We start from the raw sequence: 18,853 nt of genomic DNA, 5'->3' as shown, positions 1-18,853 counted from the left end.
TTCATGCTTTTCACGCACTTAGTCCGACTACCCATTACGTGTACCCTTTCTCAAACAAAAATCAACCCTATAAACGTAACAAATCACCACTGTAACGAAGTATCCCAAGCAGGAGCGTACGCCTGTCCGTTCCCGGTCAGAATCTTACGCGGCATGTCTCCATGCCGTGTCGTCAGGTATAACTGATAGTTACCTGTACGACTTGAAGCAAAGGCAATGAAATACCCATCCGGTCCAAAAGCAGGATATTCATCATTGCCCGGACCAAACGTCAATTGCTTTTCACGACCTGTGGTCAGGTCATGCAGGAATATACGGTGTCCGTTCGCAGTCCGATGGGTGTATGCGACATACCGTCCATCAGGACTGAGACATGGATGTGTATTGTATTTACCCGCAACAGTTACCCGTCGTACCTGCCCACTCTTCATATCCATCAAGAAAATATGCGGATTACCAGCACGCCCGGAGGTAAAAACCATCTTTGATCCAGTACGGTCAAAGCTGGGAGAAACATCAATATACGCGCTTCGAGCCAACGTCTTTGTCGGTTTGAACGAAGGATCAAGCTCGTGGATATTGGTAGCACCATTACGGTTCAAGGACAAAATGAGCTGCCCATTAGGCCCAAACACCGGACTGATAACAGTGTTACCCAATCCTTTGGTGTACATTCTGATATTCCCAGCCTTACCATCATATATACCCAACTCGTGACGCGTCTTTCCAATGTGGGTAAATGCTATCTTTTCACCGTTCTCCGACCATGCGGGGCTCAGATTGTACCCGCCCAGTTTGGTGATCTGCTTCAAATTCCGGCCCTGAGGCAAAACCGTAAAGATTTCTTTTGCTTCACCAGTCTGCTTGACGAAAGCAATCGGAGAATCAAAGAACCCCTTCTTGCCAGTCAACGCTTCAAGAAATGCGGAGCAGAACCGGTCTGCAGCTTGAGCAAGGGTGTCTTCATCCACATCCTTGTAAAGCTTGCCCACGACTCGTCTTCCGCTGAACGTTTCAAAGACACGCGCCTCAATATAATTTCCATTCCAGCCAGTGGTCATGCACAGGTCAATCCTGGCAAGCTGCATGGGTTTGAAGTCGACTTCACTTCCCTTCACCCCTGTGCTCGGGTCGCCGCCCAGAATACTGTTCACAGGGATGATCTTTAAAAATGGAATGTAGCTCAGGTTATTAACGACCAAGTCCTGAAAAGCCTTGGAAGCTGCCTCAGGAACAGGCTTGCCATCCAAACCCTTTGGCGGCAACAGCGTGATATTGACCAAGCGCTGCCCTGGACCATGGATATCAACGGTGAGGGGGCCTGCCGCCTCAGCTTGTGGGGTGAAGGACAATGCGAAAACTAAGCAAATACAAATGAATAATAATCTTTTCATACCGTTACTCTGAGAGTTCCTGGCTGTTGAAATTGATCCGTAATAATTGGTCTCGCTCCGTTCGGGGACGTTCCACATATTCTGTTTCCTTGATAGCTCTAAGCGTCGAATTGTCAAACTCTGGATTTCCAGACGTCACCAGTATTTTCGATGACAAAATTTTACCTTGCATATCCAGTGTGATCTCAACAGTTGCCATCAGATTGGCTTCTCCAGCAAAGCTGGGATAACGCCAGTTTTTCTTGATGGCAGTCCCAACAATCAGCGCATACACTTCAGACAGACCGGACCCGACACCACCACGCGTTCCTCCGGCAACACCGCCCTCTTCGCCGCCTTCCTGTCCACCATGGGCATAAACCTGCTCACCCTCACGCTTCTTGAGTGCGGCCAATTCGTCTTTAAGCGCCTGCACCTTCTTGGCTTCCTGTTTTTTGACAGAAGCCTTGGCTGCAGCCAATGCTTCGGAGCGAAGTTGCGCAGCAGTTTTCTTGGGTTTTGGTTTGGGCTTAGGTTGAGGTTTGGGTTTCGGTTCTGGTTTTTTCTTTTTTACAACGGTCTTTTTTTCAACCTTTTTAGGGCTGATCTCTTCCGGTTTTGGCTCTGGTTCCGGTTTTGGTTTAGGTGTTGGCTTAACCTCGGGCTTCGCCTCAACAACAGGTGCAGCCTCAACCTCAACAGCCGGTTCCTGAGCAGCCTCTACGACAGGCACCTCAGGCTCAGGAGTGGACGCAGCCTCTACTTCCACCACCGGCTTTGGAGCAGGCGGCGGAGGCGGCGCTAATGAGAGCAGATCAACGGTATACACCGGACGATCCATATTCACACGCACATCAGTGCCCCCTGTCCAAAACAAAGCGTAGGCAAGGAAACCAACGTGGAATATAACGGATAAGGCTAGGCCCAGACTCAGTCGCATATTGTATTAATCCTTACGGATTACTTCTTATCATCTTTTGTTTGCTCGGCAACGATACCAAGCCGATCAATTCCGGCACTCTTGATTTCCCCCATCACCTGCACAACCTTTCCGTATGCGACTTCTTTGTCTGCGCGGAGGAAAAGCTGCTTTTTCTGTTTGGAAACAAGTCGCTTCAAGTGATCTTCAAGCTCTTCAATTCCGACCTCATACTCATCCAAAAATAATTTCCCATCTTTCTTGATGGAAAGCACAAGATGCTCGGAATCCTGAGGAAGATTCGTGACGGTCTTCGTCGTGGGAAGATCAACCTCAACTCCCTGAGTCATGAGTGGTGCCGTGACCATAAAAATGATCAGCAACACCAACATGACATCAACAAAGGGCGTCACGTTGATTTCGTTTAGGAAACCGCCTCCGGTTTTAATAGCCATACCTGACTCCTAGTTGGACTTTTCGCCCTTGGAGGACCATGCGATTTCCCGTTCTGCACGGTTGAGGAATGCACCGGCAAAATCGACCATTCCAGATTCAACCTCGTTCAATTTCCCAAGAAAATAGTTGTAGAAAATAGTTGCCGGGATAGCCACGAGGAGCCCAATAGCTGTAGCAATCAAGGCTTCTGAAATACCAGGAGCGACAGTTGCCAGCGCGGCAGACTGTGCCAGCCCAATTGAATGGAACGAGTGCATGATTCCCCATACCGTCCCGAAAAGGCCGATGAACGGTGCTGCATTGGCGCATGTGGCGAGGAAAGGCAGGTTGCGGGTCATGAGGCGCATTTCCTTGGAAATACCTTGCTTGAGAACACGTCGCAGGGTGTCTTTCACCAATAACCGCTTGCGTTCGCGATTGACATCAGCCTTTTCCAGAAGGCGGAATTCCTTGACTGCCAGATTGGACACTCTCCCCAGGGGCGAATCATCTTTTCTACCCAAAGCTTTCAGCCCGTTGGTCAAATCTTCGGCTTCAACAAAGGCTTCGTATCCCTTTATGACTTTCTTTCGAGCCGCACCGATGGTGATGAATTTATAGAATATGATTGTCCAACTCCAAATGGACATGAGAGCGAGAAAAATCATGACCATCTTTACGGCCAACGTGGCTCCCATCAACAACGTGAGGATATCGCTTTCCGGCATAACACCCATACTGCCACCTATTCTTTATTTGAACTCATTCGAGTCCGCTTCATGCGAAGAAAGCCGTGCCATACAGGGCTACGGCTTTCTGATTCAACTTAGTAATATAACGAAAAACCATTAATTATTTCATACATCGCTGTACGATCTCCCAGGCGTTGGATTCCGTTTGACGATATTCATCCAAAGTCAAACCAGCACCAAGCGCGATGGTTTTGCGAAGAGCTTCATCAACCAGATCTCGGGGAGCATGTGCATCATTATTGATAACCAGCTTGGCCCCATGCTTTCTGGCCATGGCAGCCACGTGCCCGTTTGTGTAGCTATGTCCCCCGCGGGTGGTAATCTCCAAGGCAACACCGTTTTCGGCAGCGAGCTCAACTTCCTGATCAGTGATCAATCCCGGGTGAGCCAGTACATCGACTTTCGCCTCGATCGCAGCCAGGTTCGTACCCTGAGCCACCGGCTCGACCGGTGTCTCCCCGTGCATAACGACAATCTGTGCGCCTGCGGCACGGGCTTTCTCCACCATCTCGCTGATCAGCGCAGGTGGGATGTGGGTCAACTCAACTCCGGCCATCACATTGATATCGTAGAAATGCCCATGCTTCTTTACGAAACGGAGAACATTTTCCAAGGTGGCATACATATTGGACTCATCGGCATGATCGGTCATGCACAATGCTTTGTAGCCTGCCACCTCGGCTCGTCGAACCAGCTCTGCCGGGATAAGCTCTCCATCACTGAAAACCGTATGGGTATGTAAATCGATCACAACAACCTACATCTTGTATTTTGTTTCATCTTCGGAAAATTGTTCCAACTCATCCAGCCACTTATCTGAATCCTGAGTGCGTAACACCTTGTCGCTCCCCTCTTCAGGAATGGGGGCGCCAGCTGTTGTGATAACTTCTTCATCAACGTAAATATTGCACTCGGCCCGAACTGCAAGGGCGATGGCATCAGAGGGGCGGCTGTCGATTTTCACCAAACCATCAGCAGTATCGACAATGATATCAGCGTAAAAGGTGCCCTCTTCAACTTTCGTCACCTCTATCCGGTTAATGGTTCCTTTCAGTTCGGTAATGACGTTCAGTAACAGGTCGTGAGTCATTGGACGGGGAAATGGAACTTTGTTCAACGCCATGGAGATGGCCATGGCTTCCATGGCACCGATCCAAATAGGTACTGCAAGCCCTTCCTCATTCTTCAGGACAAGAATGGGAGACTTGCTGTGCTCATCAAGCGCTAAACCGAAAATTTCCATTTTTACCATGGATCGCCAATCCTTTCGCCAACCAGAGAATGCTTCTTGGCCTCGATCAAACGTACCGGGACCATCTTCCCAATGAGACCTTCTGATACAGGCATGGGGAAATTTACAATCCTGCCAGCAGGATCACGTCCTTTCCACCATGTTTGTGAACCGTCTTGCATGCGGCTTTTGCCTTCGACAAAAGCCACGGTCTCTTGAGACTCCAGTTTCTTTAGACAATTTCTAGTAATATTATTTTGCAATGTCTGCAACCGCATCAACCGCTCTGAAGCTTCTACCGGATCAACTTTCGGCTCCATATTAACGGCAGCAACTCCCGGCCTATCGGAATATTTGAACGAAAAACTGGATTCAAAGCCGACTCTTTCGACCATTTCCAATGTCTGCTGGAAGTCTTCCTCGGTTTCGCCGGGGAAACCGACAATTAAATCTGTAGTCAATGCGATGTCAGGACGGGCTGCTTTCAATTGCTCGACAATAGACAAATACCGCTCTCGATCATACTTGCGCTTCATAGCCTTCAGCACAGAGTCAGAGCCAGCCTGTAAGGGCAAATGAAGCGACGGACAAAGATTCTCAAGTTCTCCAAATGCTTGAATAACCTCTGGCGCGATATCTTTGGGATGTGAGGTGGTAAAGCGGAGTCGCTCCAAGCCTTCCAATGCAGAGACACGGTACAGCAAATCGGCAAAGCTGACACCGACGCCACCTTTGTCCATTCCAAAGCTGTTCACGTTCTGACCGAGCAGAGTTACTTCTCGAACACCGGACTCGGTCAGAGCGAGACATTCCTCCAAAACAGCGTCGGGGTGGCGAGATTTTTGCCTGCCACGAGTGTAGGGAACAATGCAATACGAGCAGAAATTGTCGCACCCCTGCATGATGTTGACGAAGGCCTGCCTGTTTTCGGGCAACGTCACGGTCCGCTCTTCGGCATTCTCGCGCTCTTCGTATATTGAAACGAAGTCCAGCAGAGCCACACGCTCTTCGTTACCTTCAGCAATTCTCTCCAGCGCATTGGGCGCATTGGCGATGCCGTCAGAGCCAAACACCAGCTTGACGAATGGGAAGCGCTCAAAGAAACCTCTGCCCACCTGCTGAGCGACACAGCCTCCGACCGCAGCAAAAACGGATTCATCACGCTTCAAATGGCTGGCAATACGCCCCAGCTCGCTATATACCTTCTGTTCAGGCTTATCTCGCACGCTGCAAGTGTTGAGTATGTAGACCTGCGCTTCATCCTCGTCAGCGGCAACCCAGCCGCGACTCTCCAAAGCACGAGTCAACCACTCGGAATCATGGACGTTCATCTGACAGCCAAACGTAGTGATATGAAATTTCATGTATGTATCCTACCCTATCACAGGTAGTTTGAAGTTATCTGCAAATAATTAATCGCTGTTGCCATGTAAGTATTATCAACACAGGTGTCCAGATTGTGCAACGCGCTTTCACAAATCCCCAAAAAAAGCCGCACCACCAACCAGGATGGTACGGCTATCAACACTTTGTAGAGCCGGGATTAGCTGTTCAAATCACCGAAGCTGGACTCGAAGCGCTGCGTGAACTCTTCCATGGTGAAGCTGTGCTCCTGCGTTCCGCTATGTTCAACAGCGTATGCTGCACAGACAGAGCCCAGTTTGCATGCATCAACAACGGTCTTGTCCATGGACAGTCCTTTCAGCAAACCGGAACGGAAAGCATCACCGGCACCAGTCGGATCGACAACCTTTTCTACCGGAACAGCATCAACGCGAGTTTCCTCGCCCTTGCAGTTCACGACCGAGCCTTTCTCACCAAGCGTGGTGATAAGGTAGGAGACTTTATCCACAACCTGCTCTTTCGTCAGGCCGGTTGAGTTCAGAATCATCTCCAACTCATAGTCATTGGTGATCAGGATTTCTGCACCATCAAAAGCATCCACGAGCTGCTCACCGGAAAAAGCAGGAATCTGCTGGCCCGGATCAAAAATGAACGGGATATTATTTTCGCGGTAGTATTTCGGATGATCCATCATGTCATTCAGGTTGCCGGGAGAAATAATTCCAAGCGCTTCCTTGGGATCGATGGTTTTCATATCGAACTGAGAAGGATGCTTCATTGCCCCGGGATTGAAACCGGTAATCTGGTTATCCGACATGTCAGTGGTGATGTAGGCACCCGCTGTAAATTCCGAATCAATAGTGCAAATGCCTTCAATCGAGATTCCATACTTTTGCAACCATTCGGCGTACTTGTCGAAGTCTTTACCCACCTGACTGAGAATCGTGGGCTTCTCACCCAACAGAGCGAGGCTGTACGCAATGTTTCCACCGGTACCGCCGAAACGTTCATCAAGTCCATCAACGAGGAAGCAAACGTTCAAGATATGGATCTTGTCGGGTAAAATATGATTGGAAAATTTGTCTGGGAAGGTCATAATCCTGTCAAAGGCAAGTGACCCGGTGATATAAATCTGCATTCTTCCTCCTGAAGTTCCGTTTGAATGGGCGGAAGAGTAAAGAGTTGTTGAAGAGGAGTCAAATCACCCTTCAGACTGTGTCTCCTCATGAATCCATCGAAGGAAATCCGTATTTCCGCCAGTTATAGGTAAAGTGACGACACATGGGACATCGTATTCGTGCAGACGCTTGACTTCTTCAGTCAGTTCTTCCACCAAATTCGCTGTCGTTTTCGCAAGCAGAACGACTTCACTCCCTTGCTCCACCTTGCCTTCCCACCAATACAGGGAGCGCATCCCGTCAAACATATTTATACAGGCAGCCAGCCGCTTCTCAACCAAAGCCCGTCCAATTTTTTCGGCTTCTTCAGTGGAGCCGCAGGTCATGTACACCAATGTTTCCGACATAAATCCTCCAGATAAATTTATGGTCACATTACACGCTTCATATTCCAATGCAACCGCCACTACATTTCTTGCTTGAGCCGATGTAAGACTGGTGCTAACCAATGACGCTCAACATCTATGGAGATTATCAATGAGAAAGGCAGAACGCGCCAAAGTAATATATGACCGACTGGCCAAACGTTACCCTTCGCCGGAACCGGCACTGGACTGGACCAATCCATGGGAACTGCTGGTAGCCACAGCGCTTTCCGCCCAGTGTACCGATGAACGGGTCAACAAGGTTACCCCGGTCTTTTTTGAACGCTGGCCTGAAATCAAGGACGCGGCAGCAGCCGACGTTACTGAAATCGAAGCAGTGGTACGATCCACAGGTTTTTTTCGAAACAAGGCGAAGAACATCAAAGCAGCGGCCAACCGCATCCTTGATGTCTATAACGGCGAAGTGCCCAAAAGCATGGCTGAGCTTATCACCCTTGGTGGTGTTGCCAGAAAGACGGCCAGCATCGTCTTGTCCAACGCATTTGGAATCAACGAAGGCATCGCGGTGGACACCCATGTCAAACGACTTGCCTTTCGGCTGGGCCTGACAACCAAAACAGATCCTAACCAAGTCGAAAAAGACCTCATGCCGCTGTACCCCAAAGATCAATGGGGTGAAATCAATCATTTTCTGGTCTTTTTCGGTCGGGAAGTCTGCCCTGCCAGAAAGCCCAAGTGTGACATTTGCGAACTAAACGATATCTGCCCGAAAAAGGGAGTTAAATAATGAGTACCCCCGGTGATTTCAAAGTACACGCCACAGACGGAGAAGCTCGCAGAGCAACCCTTTCCACCGCACATGGCGAGATCCAGACACCCATTTTCATGCCTGTCGGCACTCAGGGAACAGTCAAATCGCTGACCCCGCTTGATTTGGAAGAGATGGACGCCCAGATTATCCTTGGCAATACCTATCACCTCTATCTCAGGCCCGGAGATGATCTCGTCGCCCGCAGAGGCGGATTGCATAAATTTGCGAACTGGAAGCGTCCCATCCTGACGGATAGTGGCGGCTTTCAGGTTTTCAGCTTGCAGGAAATACGCAAACTGACCGAGGAAGGAGTCGAGTTCCGCTCGTACATTGATGGCTCCAAACACTTCTTCTCCCCAGAAAAAGCCATCGACATTCAAAAGAACCTTGGCTCCGATATCATGATGGTTCTGGATGAATGTGTCGGGTACGGCGAAGACAAGGACTACACCAACAAATCTCTTGAGATGACCACCCGTTGGGCCAAACGCTGCCGTGAACATTACCCCAAGGGAAGCGGTGACCAACTCATGTTCGGCATTGTCCAGGGTGGATTCTTCAAGGACTTGCGCGAAAAGAGCCTGGAGCAGCTTCGCAAAATCGACTTTGAAGGCTTCGCCATTGGCGGTTTGTCTGTGGGTGAATCAACAGAAGAAATGTACGACATTCTTCACCACATCGCTCCATTGATGCCCAAGGAAAAGCCGCGCTATCTCATGGGAGTAGGCACTCCGCTGGATATTCTTGAGGGAGTCGCTTCTGGTGTGGATATGTTCGATTGTGTTTTGCCATCGCGCAATGCGCGAAACGGCACCCTGTTCACCTCACAGGGCAAGGTCAACATCAAACGGGCTGAGTATGCGGAAGATGACTCTCCGCTTGATCCTGAGTGCGGTTGCTACACCTGCCGCAACTTCACAAAGGCATATCTTCGTCATTTGTACCAGGCCAAGGAGCTTCTGTCCTACCGCCTCAACACCTATCATAACCTGTACTTCTATTTGGACATGATGAAGCAAGTCAGAGCAGCTATTGAAAATGGAACTTTCCAGGAACTCAAGCAGCGCTACGAAGCGGCATATGCCCCGAAATAGCAAGTTTACCAATCCCAAGAAAGAACAGGAAAAGGGGGGCGCCATCACAATGGCACCCCCCTTTCGTTCATTCTCTGCTTATTTATCGTCAGAATCCGAGTGACATACATGTTGTTCGAGTGTTTCACCGAGGTCCAGAACGTACGATGGATACTTCTCGGCACATTCCAACAACGTCATATTGGCATCACTTGCCTTGGTTGCTTCACCAAGCTGAACAAACAACGTATCAAGAAAACTGAATTTCTTTGCAAAATCCTGATAAATCCGATTCTGCCCATCCATGTTGATGACTTTAATAACATCAAGCACACGCACGTTATCCAGCGCTCGGGCCGGCGCATACACCTCACATCCTTCCATATCAACCAGGACAGTATAACCGGCATCCTGCAGCCGTTTGAACAAATCCGAGATCAGGTCCACTGGCGCCATAAGCGAGTCGGATAGAGCATTCACTGAAGGCAACGGTTGACCATCATGAAATCGCTTAGCCAGGAAGATCATGATCAACACTGCCAGTTTTTGTCGCTCAAAAGGCGTAGCATCACCAAAAAAACGTTGCTTGAGAAATGAATTCATATTCTGCCATGCATAACTCACTTCTCCGCCAATAAGCACGATGATCCAGCTAATGTAAATCCATATAAGCAAAACGGGAAACTGAGCAAAGCTGCCATAAATGGCATTGTATTTCGATGCCCCGATTTGCCAATTGATGTAACCCCATTGAGCCAACTGCCATAGGATTCCTCCCATGACACCACCGGCCACGGCCGCACTCGTCTTCACCCGAATGTTGGGAATAAATGCATACATCATCGTGAAGGCGATAATAATGAGCATGTACGGGGTCATTTTCAGAAAGACGCTTTCCAGCCACCCAATAGCTTGCAGACTCAACAACGTTGTCACAATTTCCTGTTTTTGCAGGCTGACATTAAAGCTGGATGCGACAAGCAGAATTATCGGACCGAAAACAATCACCGGGAAGAAGTCTGTCACCTTTCGCCATGTGGTCCGCCCTTTTCGGACATTCCATATGGTATTGAAGGCCTTCTCAATGGTTCCAACCAAAGACAAAACCGTTATCAGCAAGGTAGCGACACCGACCCAACCAAGAGCCTGGACGTTTGTCCGGTCAATATACTCAATGATTTTATCTGCAACCTCTGGCCTCCCCGTAGTCAGGCGAAGAACCCAATCTCGCATGACTTCCGAGTTCTGAAGCCCGAAACCTTTGGAAATGGAAAATGCTACTGCCAGGAATGGCACAAAAGAAAGGATCGTGGTGAAGGTCAATGCTGCTGCACGGATAATGCATTGATCCTTAATAACTCCTTGCCCAATAAGATACATCAATCGGGAAAAGGATCTCCAAAGCCGTATGTAGGAAGGGGTGTCAGGAGAATTGCGAACCCAAATCGACTGAGAGAAATGGTTCTTAACCCTTTTAGACGTTCGCTCAATACGCGGTGTCATATTAACTCCAGGCGAATCTCGTCCTTCATGAGGACGGTAGCCGTTTGTTATTCAACAGAGTAACTATTTAAAAATATCAAGCAAAAAATTGAAAGACTTTTCAGGTAACCCCAGTACGTTGCGGACTGTATCGTTGACAATATTTCCCTTGGGAAAACTTATCTGGGGATTGGACAACGCACCTTTAATGCTAACAGTAACACTTGGAACAGCCACAAAGTCGTTACGAATGGAAACATCAATTTTGTTCGAAGCCAGACTGATCCACCCCTGCCCGTATGCCTGAAGAATGGGAGGCGCTTCCATCCGGAACCGGTCCAGGTTGATAACACCTTTTTTAATGGTCATCTCTGAAGTCGTTTTACTAAATGATGTTCTCTGATCGTTTTTATTGTTTTTATAAAAATCAAAATCCGAGGACTTGGTCTTTTGCTTGCTCGCGCTATCATCATAGCCAATGAACTTGTACGAACCATTGGTCATTCGAATCCATGCAGTACCTGCAAGATTATCAACGATATCCTCATCTGTCTTACCCGTACTGGTCAAATCGAACATGGCATCTGTCTGGCCTCTCAAGTATTGACGCTGGAATTGATTATCCATGAATCCGCCCATGTCCATACCACTCAACCGTACCTTCAAACGTGTCAACAGTTCAGATTGACCTATTTTCCCGCTCCAGTGACCTGTGGCAGTCCCTTTGTTTACGACAGCCTCCAGGCTGGAAATCAAAATTTTGCCTTTATCAGCTTCAATGGAACCATTCAGATTTTCCAAATACACATCAAACATTTTAAATAAATCAAAATGGGCTTTACCACTGACATTCAGCATTCGAAGGAATGTCAAAGGCAAGTCCACAGCATCATCTGCACCGGATGATGCTGTTTCATCATCAGAGGGAGGGAGGTATCTATCCAAATCAAACTCACCAGCAGAGAGAGAAAAATTGATCTTTGGATCTACATAGCTGTTACCGGAAGCCTCTCCTTTGATAGGCATACCATCAAGATTTCCTTTCAAAGCCCTCAAGGTAAATCCTTTGGAGTTGAAAGTTATGTTCCCTTGCAGGCTGGCTTTGGTCAACGCTTCAGGATCTTCAGATTGGTAGGAAAATTTGGTTAGCTCATAGATGATATGCCGAACGTTTGCATTTGGAATATTGAATGAGCCCTTGCCCGAAAAAGACTTATTGAGGTCCTTGATATTCAAGTCAGCATTCAATGTAGTCCCAAGAGTACGAAGACTGAGTTTTCTTACGTTGAGGGTTCCTTTGTTTGAATCAAATGCGATAGTGCCAGACGATTGTACCCGTGCGGCTACATCTTGGATCGTGCCATTGGCTCCAACCTTCACATTAAGTCCCGGACTCTTCACAGCCCCCTCTTTCAAATTCAGACCAACCTCACCAGCAGCGGCTAATGACATTGAATGAATAGTCCCAATCTTTTTTAGGTGGAGATTGCCATCAATGCCAAATCGATAATCATCATTGGCCACCTCGTTAAACTGGAGGCTGGATTGCAATTGTGCTTCAGCAAAAGCAAAGGCTTGCTTGTCTTTGGACTGGCTAATTCGTAATTGTCCCTCACGCGCCTTCCAAAAAATATTTCCCTTTATCGCACTCAGCAATGAGGTGATAGGATCCACAGGATTACAAACGAATGGCCCACCATCAAAAGAGATGGATATGGTCTGTTGGCCGGTGACCCCGGCATCAGCAGTCTGAATAAAGCTGAATCCGTCTGATGAACTGGATGCATCTACTTTCCCATTCAACGATAAAACCGGGAGCCGTGTATCATTTTCATTAATCAACACCTTGGCACTTGCTGCGAAGCTACTCTCATTAACCACAGTCGAAGTAGCCAGAGTCAAAGCTCCTTTATCCGCGTTCAACCCAATACTTACTTTGGAAAAAGAATGCCCCTCAATCTGGGCGCTTCCAACATTGAGCGTCAAGTCTCCAGAGAGCTTTCCAAACAGCTCCAGAGGGATATCACCCCACTTAACGATGTCATGACTCTTTGAGCCTGAAGAAATGATATAATTATCCAAAACAATTGAATCGACATCAAGCGCCGCAGAAACAACCGGTGAGGAGAAGCCGGTTATGGACCCACGGCCGGAGAATTGAGTTTGATCAATACGGCCAATCAAATTCGAAAAAGCGAAACCAGACTGGTCAACGTTGAACGAAGTAGACAGTTGCCCACTATGCAGTGCATTTTCTCCAGAGTCATATTCCGGATTAAACCGACGGATGATTTTGAGGGGAGAGAAAGGCTTTATTGTTATTTTACCGGTTGCGGCAGTGGACTCAGTCAAGTTCCCACTTTTCAGGTGGCCTTCTGCCCGCAATCCGAGAAATCCCAAACGTAAATTATCTAAAGATATTGATTTACCTTCCCAATCCAATGAAATTGCAGAAGTCAACTCACCCGGCGCTGCACCTTCAGGCAAAAAGGAGCCGCCAACAGAGGCGTTCAAAGAAGCATCATGAACTTGGAGTGCCCCTGATTCGGCATTGAATTGCACCATCCCTTTAAAGACGATACTTGACTCCACTTCTCCTTCATTCCAGGCAAAAGCACTGTCTGCGGTAAATGACACCGGTTTTCCTGACTGTATTGCTCCAGTCCTGATGTCTATGCCATCAAAACTCATCGAATTACCACCTGCAAGATCATTGTATGTGATGTTTGCATTGGATATTTCAATTCCGTTCAATGTCATGATCTGAAAAGCATCAGAAACAGCAGGTTCCGAGGATGCAGAGTCATCAGAAAAGGATGAAAACCTTTGGATGAGTTGGGTCAGGTTGTTCTCATCACTGGTGCGCTGAATGATATTGACACGCATTCCTTCGACATCGATACGATGCAGCTCTACTCGTTTAGAATATAATGGCAACAGCCGAACACCAACGCCAACGGTCTCGAATGAAACCAATACGTCGTTCTCGTACTCAGGAGGGTTGTGTAAAATAAGGCCAACGACCTCAAGCGATGGATTGGGGAATAAGGCAATATTCAGTTCACCCTCAAGTGAGACAGGCAAACCAACAAATTGTTCAAGAGTATGAGTAAAATCGTGACGAAATTCATCGGTATCGACATAAAACGATGCCCATAGCAAAACACCAGTCACTATTACGATAATAGCAAACAGTATCTCCACTACTATGACCGTTGAACGCCTAATCATATCTTCCTTTTACAATTGTCACCGTATTCTAATCAGACATTTTGGTAATGACAAACGCTGAACTTCCCAAAGGGAGTCCTGAATCACGAGCGACTCGTTTGCATTTAACCTTAAAAGCACAGAAAACTCCTGCTTTCCGCCCTTCAAGTGATTCAAAATTTCCTTGCCCTTTACTGAGAATAACATCAGCCCTCTCGAGTTGCCCAATAAAATCAGCAGAACATCTCTCAAGCACGGTTCCTGGCGTATCGACCCCGCTTTCAACTACACGACAAAGCTGTGTCATGCCCACATACTCTGCATCGTCCATGGTGGCATCATTAATAACAGGGAACGATCGGACTGCATACGTCACATCCTTCCCCAAACGCTGCAACTCTTTGACCAACAAAGTATCAAGGACGATTTCTCCCGTATTATCGCCAAGAACGAGGATTTGAGTTGTGTCCCTGATCTGCTGACGGAACACATCGAGGACAGCTTCATCGATTCCAAGTGAAACATTGTGCAGTTCGGTTTCCCAATCCACTTCAATATCTACACCCCGATCTATATAATTACCGATGATGGCCAACTCCAATGCAAGTGCTAAAGGATCTCCATGCTTTTTGGCACGCTCTTCCTCCAGCATATCCTGAAGTCTGGGCAGGATCTGCATTACTTTATCATTGGCTTGTCGCTTATCCGCTGCATACAGATCACCACACCCTGTTTTAGCACGGATTAACTCGGCAAGATGTCTTGCTATTTCTGGTGGGGGAACTTGTAAATCGAGATTGCCAATTTTATGGCCCCAAGCCATTACAATTTCATTTTGCAAGGCTTCATTATCCGGGCATGCCAAGCGCGCCTCACGAATAACCATTTTCATGAAACACGGCATACAATCCAAAGAAGTATTCATTTCTTACACCTTAGAGCAAGATAAATGTCAGGTTATTATGGATATTACCACAATCAAATGACACATAGCCCCTCTTAAAGCAAGGCGCTGAAAAGGAACATTTAGAAAAAAATATCTTTATGATGTGAACTGATCGGAAGAAAGACCTACTATGGCGATATTATGCTTATCAGCCAAGGCGATGGCGGTATCCCTGTCAAAAAAAAGACTTTTCCCAGCTTCGACTCCAAGACAGGAAGCTTTGCCATCAATCATCTTCTGGATGGTTTCAGCGCCCAAACTGGGTAGGTCAATCTGTTCTTGTTGACCAGGCTTGAATATCTTCACGACGACACACCCTTCGCCGCCCAGCTGACAACCGCGTTCGATGGCGACATCTGTCCCTTCCAACGCTTCGACTGCTGAGACAATGCCTTCTCTCACTACAAGGCATTGTCCGATGTCCATTCGGCCTAATTCCTTGGCTATATTCCAACCAAAACGGAGGTCGCTCCACTCTCGTTCGTCTGGCTCGCGACGAGTAAGCACACCTGTAGGAGTTACAAGATCAGGAAGATAGGAATGAGCAGGGATTACGGGCATCCCCTCTTTCTCAAGTTCTTTCGCAAGAATACCGAGAATCGCGGAGTCACCTTTATTCTTCTGTGTGAACAACAACTTGACGGCACGCATATCGAGATGTCTGAGGTCCATGGCTTTGGGCTTGTTGATCGTGCCAGCCATGATGATTTTCTCAACACCATTCGACTTGAAAAAACTGATAAGCTTATTGAGCTTACCAAGTTTCAACTCGGCCCAAACATCGGCATACGGGACAACATCCATATTGGTGTGCCCCGTAAAACCGGCTACAACTAGTTTATCCCCTTTCTCTTTAGCGCCTTTTGCCACGAGAACGGGAAACTGCATGCCGCCTGAAATCAGGCCGATAGTAGTTGGTGTATCAGACATTATTGAAGATTAGGATTCGGAGTTGCCGTTACGCTGCTTATGATCGGGAGTAACTCCGTTTTTACTTTCACGTATGAAACGGACCAGATTATCTACTTCAGGAATTCCTTGAATTTCCTGTTCGACCTGATCAAGTCCAGCTTCCCGCTTCAAGCCGGAACGGAAAATGATTTTATAGGCTTTCTTCAGTCCTTTGCAGGCCTCAGTAGTAAAGCCATTTCTGCGCAATCCGATGAGATTCGGACCAAACAGCATCCCTCGTACGCCATGGGCCAACATATACGGAGGAACATCAAGCTTGTAACCGCTCGCTCCTCCCAGGAAAGCATAGTCACCAATACGGATGAACTGCTGGACAGCAGAAAGCCCGCTAATGATGACATTACGACCGATCTCGACATGACCAGCAAGCTGCACTGCATTGGCAAGTATTACATTATCTGAAACGCGACAATCGTGGGCTACGTGCGCATATGCCATCAGCATACAGTTCGAGCCAAGAACAGTCTCCCCTTCCCCTTGAATGGTCCCTCTGTGAATAGTGACACATTCACGAATATGATTATTGTCGCCGAGTCGGGTAAAGGTTTTTTCACCTTTGTATGCGAGGTGCTGAGGTTCTCCACCAATAACTGCCTGGGGATGTATATGGTTGTTGCATCCCAGTTCAGTATAGTCCTTCAGGACAACATGGGATTCAAGAATGGTCCCATCACCGACTTTACATTCGGCACCGACAACCACAAATGGTCCAACTGTGACGTTATCACCCAATTCTGCTGTCGGATCAATAACAGCACTGGGATGAATCATATTTGCCACTACATATCCCCTTTATTCGCTACAGCAGCGGAAAACTCACCCTGCGCAGTGACCTGTCCATCGACTTCGGCAACACCGCGCATTTTATAAATATTCAACTTACTTTTCTCAAAGAAAACATTGAGTACCAACTGGTCTCCGGGAACTACCGGACGACGAAATTTGACTTTATTCAAGCCGGTGAAAAGAAACACCTTATCACCTAACGGCTCTTTGAGAGAGTTCATGACCATGATCCCGCCAGCTTGAGCAAGAGCCTCCAATTGGAGCACTCCGGGCATAACAGGCAATCCCGGGAAGTGACCCTGGAAAAAGTTCTCATTCATGGTCACGTTTTTCATGGCTTTGAGTCGTTGTCCAGGTTCAAACTCAAGGACACGATCCACGAGAAGGAAAGGGTACCTATGCGGTAACATTTCCATTATTCGGCGAATGTCGAGGATTTGATCATCATGCATCATTGTCACCATTCTCAGCGGCCAACTTCACAGCCGCGAGTTCTTTCTCTAATTTTTTAACCCGCTTGAACAAATCCGGAAGTTTGGGCAAGCAGACAGACGAAGCACGCAGGAACGTTCCCGCAGGCATGGCAGGGCTACCGGCAAGCTTGCTTCCAGGCTCGACATTGCCAGCAATACCACTTTGCGCGCCGATCATTGCACCGTCACCAATTTCGGCATTGTCAGCTACGCCAACCTGCCCGGCAAGAACAACACCATTGCCAACCTTGGTGCTTCCACCAATGCCGACCTGCCCAATGATAAGGCAATGTTCTCCAACCTCAACATTATGGCCAATCTGTACCAAGTTGTCGATTTTGGTACCATTTCCAATCTTGGTTGTATCAAGAGCCGCTCTATCAATCGCGGTATTTGATCCAATTTCGACATTATCGCCTATTGCCACATTACCGATCTGAGGGATTTTTTGATGTCCCATGGGAGTTTGAGCATAGCCGTAGCCATCCCCACCAATTACGGCACCAGGCTGGAGAATGGCGTTATCTCCAATTGAAAGGCCCCCCATTACGACTGCATTGGGATAAAAAAGGCAATTGGAGCCAATGGAAGTCTTTTCTCCGATATAAACACCCGGGAAAAGAACAGTACCTTCGCCTATTGTTGCATTGGCACCAATAAAAACGAACGGATACACGGTGACGGAATCTGGTACAACGGCTTCAGGATGAACAAAAGCCATGTCACTGATGCCGGTGAGACACCCTTGTGGCTCAGCAAACATCTCAACGATCTTTGCCAGGTCCATGTACACATTGGAGCTGATCAAGGCCCGTTTGGTCTTATCGGCGTGCGGGCCGGAAGTGAGAACACATCCGGCCCGGGTCGATTCCATTAAATCTGCGTACTTGGGGTTTACAAGAAAGGAAATTTGATCATTTCCGGCCTTCTCCAGAGTGTTGACGCCAGTAATTTCAATATCATCACCGGTGTACTCCAGCCCAAGCTTCTCGGCCAAAGCCGATAACAGAATTTTCATTTGTCTTACTTGCCTGCTTTCTTCATCTTGTTCAATTCAGCAATGATTGCATCAGTCAAATCGATTTTCTCACCAACATACACAGCGATATTGGTACCTTCGAGGATGAGAGAATAGCCATTCTTTTTGCCGTATTCACCGAGCACAACAGAAACTTTTTCAATGATGGGCTTCTGCAGCTTTTGAGTTTCACTCTGCAGCTTCTGACGGTAAGCAGCTACGCTATCCTGGTGATCACGAACTTTACGACGAAAATCGCGCTGGCGATCCTGTTGAGCCTCGAGCTTCAATGCGAGATCCTGATTCTTGATCTCACTTTCCAGCTGTCTGATCTCTTCGGCTTCCCGTTCGATGTCATTCTGCAAGGGCTCGAATTTGGCCTTTAACTTAGTCGCCACCTCTTTACCGTAATCACATGTCTTTACAATGCGCTGAAGGCTAACGACTCCAATTTTGGTCTCAGCAAAAGCTGATACCTGAAAAGCCAAAGAGAAAACCAGAACAAGAAACAATACTTTCTTCAT

The 18,853-nt window shown here is 47.7% G+C and carries 19 protein-coding genes; 2 read left to right on the top strand and 17 right to left on the bottom strand.

The features are described from left to right. Positions 1 to 83 precede the first annotated feature (83 nt). The 9 genes from DPRO_RS01280 to cutA all read right to left on the bottom strand — a co-directional run bounded on the left by DPRO_RS01280 (position 84) and on the right by cutA (position 7,579). A complete protein-coding gene (locus DPRO_RS01280) occupies positions 84 to 1,394 on the bottom strand; it encodes a PD40 domain-containing protein (RefSeq protein WP_097010445.1) in 1,311 nt (436 codons plus the stop codon). Positions 1,395 to 1,398: 4 nt separating this feature from the next. After that, complete coding sequence (locus DPRO_RS01275) at positions 1,399 to 2,214, bottom strand: TonB family protein (RefSeq protein ID WP_232005807.1); 816 nt, start codon at positions 2,212 to 2,214, stop codon at positions 1,399 to 1,401. A 119-nt stretch (positions 2,215 to 2,333) separates the two neighbouring features. Further along, positions 2,334 to 2,747 (bottom strand): protein TolR, encoded by a 414-nt coding sequence (tolR, locus tag DPRO_RS01270; RefSeq protein ID WP_097010443.1) that lies wholly within the window; start codon positions 2,745 to 2,747, stop codon positions 2,334 to 2,336. Positions 2,748 to 2,756: 9 nt separating this feature from the next. Then, a complete protein-coding gene (gene tolQ / locus DPRO_RS01265) occupies positions 2,757 to 3,464 on the bottom strand; it encodes a protein TolQ (RefSeq protein ID WP_097010442.1) in 708 nt (235 codons plus the stop codon). Positions 3,465 to 3,579: 115 nt separating this feature from the next. Beyond that, positions 3,580 to 4,230, bottom strand: a complete 651-nt coding sequence (locus tag DPRO_RS01260) for a histidinol phosphate phosphatase domain-containing protein (protein WP_097010441.1) — start codon at positions 4,228 to 4,230, stop codon at positions 3,580 to 3,582. A 6-nt stretch (positions 4,231 to 4,236) separates the two neighbouring features. Then, positions 4,237 to 4,731, bottom strand: a complete 495-nt coding sequence (locus tag DPRO_RS01255) for a bifunctional nuclease family protein (RefSeq protein WP_097010440.1) — start codon at positions 4,729 to 4,731, stop codon at positions 4,237 to 4,239. Further along, positions 4,725 to 6,074 (bottom strand): tRNA (N6-isopentenyl adenosine(37)-C2)-methylthiotransferase MiaB, encoded by a 1,350-nt coding sequence (gene miaB / locus DPRO_RS01250; protein ID WP_097010439.1) that lies wholly within the window; start codon positions 6,072 to 6,074, stop codon positions 4,725 to 4,727. Before miaB ends, DPRO_RS01255 begins: the two co-directional genes overlap by 7 nt. A gap of 179 nt (positions 6,075 to 6,253) precedes the next feature. After that, complete coding sequence (locus DPRO_RS01245) at positions 6,254 to 7,192, bottom strand: carbohydrate kinase family protein (RefSeq protein WP_097010438.1); 939 nt, start codon at positions 7,190 to 7,192, stop codon at positions 6,254 to 6,256. A 63-nt stretch (positions 7,193 to 7,255) separates the two neighbouring features. Continuing rightward, the gene (gene cutA, locus DPRO_RS01240; RefSeq protein ID WP_097010437.1) at positions 7,256 to 7,579 is read right to left on the bottom strand and encodes a divalent-cation tolerance protein CutA; all 324 of its coding nucleotides are present in this window, start codon (positions 7,577 to 7,579) and stop codon (positions 7,256 to 7,258) included. Between the two features lie 130 nt (positions 7,580 to 7,709). On the opposite strand from cutA, the gene nth reads away from it, so the two are divergent. Further along, positions 7,710 to 8,345: an endonuclease III gene (nth, locus tag DPRO_RS01235; protein WP_097010436.1), complete on the top strand. Its 636-nt coding sequence runs from the start codon at positions 7,710 to 7,712 to the stop codon at positions 8,343 to 8,345. Beyond that, positions 8,345 to 9,463, top strand: coding sequence for a tRNA guanosine(34) transglycosylase Tgt (tgt, locus tag DPRO_RS01230; RefSeq protein WP_097010435.1), 1,119 nt, complete (start codon positions 8,345 to 8,347; stop codon positions 9,461 to 9,463). Before nth ends, tgt begins: the two co-directional genes overlap by 1 nt. A 78-nt stretch (positions 9,464 to 9,541) precedes the next feature. Here the strand turns inward: tgt and DPRO_RS01225 are convergent, their stop codons facing one another. From DPRO_RS01225 to DPRO_RS01190, 8 genes are all read right to left on the bottom strand, one after another. Beyond that, a complete protein-coding gene (locus tag DPRO_RS01225; RefSeq protein ID WP_097010434.1) occupies positions 9,542 to 10,945 on the bottom strand; it encodes a YihY/virulence factor BrkB family protein in 1,404 nt (467 codons plus the stop codon). A 63-nt stretch (positions 10,946 to 11,008) separates the two neighbouring features. After that, positions 11,009 to 14,155 (bottom strand): AsmA family protein, encoded by a 3,147-nt coding sequence (locus DPRO_RS01220; RefSeq protein ID WP_097010433.1) that lies wholly within the window; start codon positions 14,153 to 14,155, stop codon positions 11,009 to 11,011. Between the two features lie 28 nt (positions 14,156 to 14,183). After that, positions 14,184 to 15,038 carry a damage-control phosphatase ARMT1 family protein gene (locus DPRO_RS01215; RefSeq protein ID WP_269459720.1) on the bottom strand — a complete coding sequence of 285 codons (855 nt, stop codon included), beginning with the start codon at positions 15,036 to 15,038 and terminating at the stop codon, positions 14,184 to 14,186. A 138-nt stretch (positions 15,039 to 15,176) separates the two neighbouring features. Next, entirely contained in the window at positions 15,177 to 16,010 is an 834-nt protein-coding gene (locus tag DPRO_RS01210; RefSeq protein ID WP_097010431.1) for an LpxI family protein, read from the bottom strand. Positions 16,011 to 16,019: 9 nt separating this feature from the next. After that, positions 16,020 to 16,832 carry an acyl-ACP--UDP-N-acetylglucosamine O-acyltransferase gene (gene lpxA, locus DPRO_RS01205; RefSeq protein WP_097010430.1) on the bottom strand — a complete coding sequence of 271 codons (813 nt, stop codon included), beginning with the start codon at positions 16,830 to 16,832 and terminating at the stop codon, positions 16,020 to 16,022. Beyond that, positions 16,832 to 17,293: a 3-hydroxyacyl-ACP dehydratase FabZ gene (fabZ, locus tag DPRO_RS01200; RefSeq protein WP_407681393.1), complete on the bottom strand. Its 462-nt coding sequence runs from the start codon at positions 17,291 to 17,293 to the stop codon at positions 16,832 to 16,834. Before fabZ ends, lpxA begins: the two co-directional genes overlap by 1 nt. Further along, positions 17,283 to 18,329, bottom strand: coding sequence for a UDP-3-O-(3-hydroxymyristoyl)glucosamine N-acyltransferase (gene lpxD / locus DPRO_RS01195; RefSeq protein WP_097010429.1), 1,047 nt, complete (start codon positions 18,327 to 18,329; stop codon positions 17,283 to 17,285). The genes fabZ and lpxD overlap by 11 nt, the downstream gene beginning before the upstream one ends. 5 nt (positions 18,330 to 18,334) lie before the next feature. Beyond that, on the bottom strand, positions 18,335 to 18,853 hold the full coding sequence (locus DPRO_RS01190) for an OmpH family outer membrane protein (RefSeq protein ID WP_097010428.1): 519 nt from the start codon (positions 18,851 to 18,853) through the stop codon (positions 18,335 to 18,337).

It is taken from the genome of Pseudodesulfovibrio profundus (assembly GCF_900217235.1).
Lineage (GTDB): Bacteria > Desulfobacterota > Desulfovibrionia > Desulfovibrionales > Desulfovibrionaceae > Pseudodesulfovibrio > Pseudodesulfovibrio profundus.
This window is presented reverse-complemented; position numbering and strand designations above follow the sequence as displayed.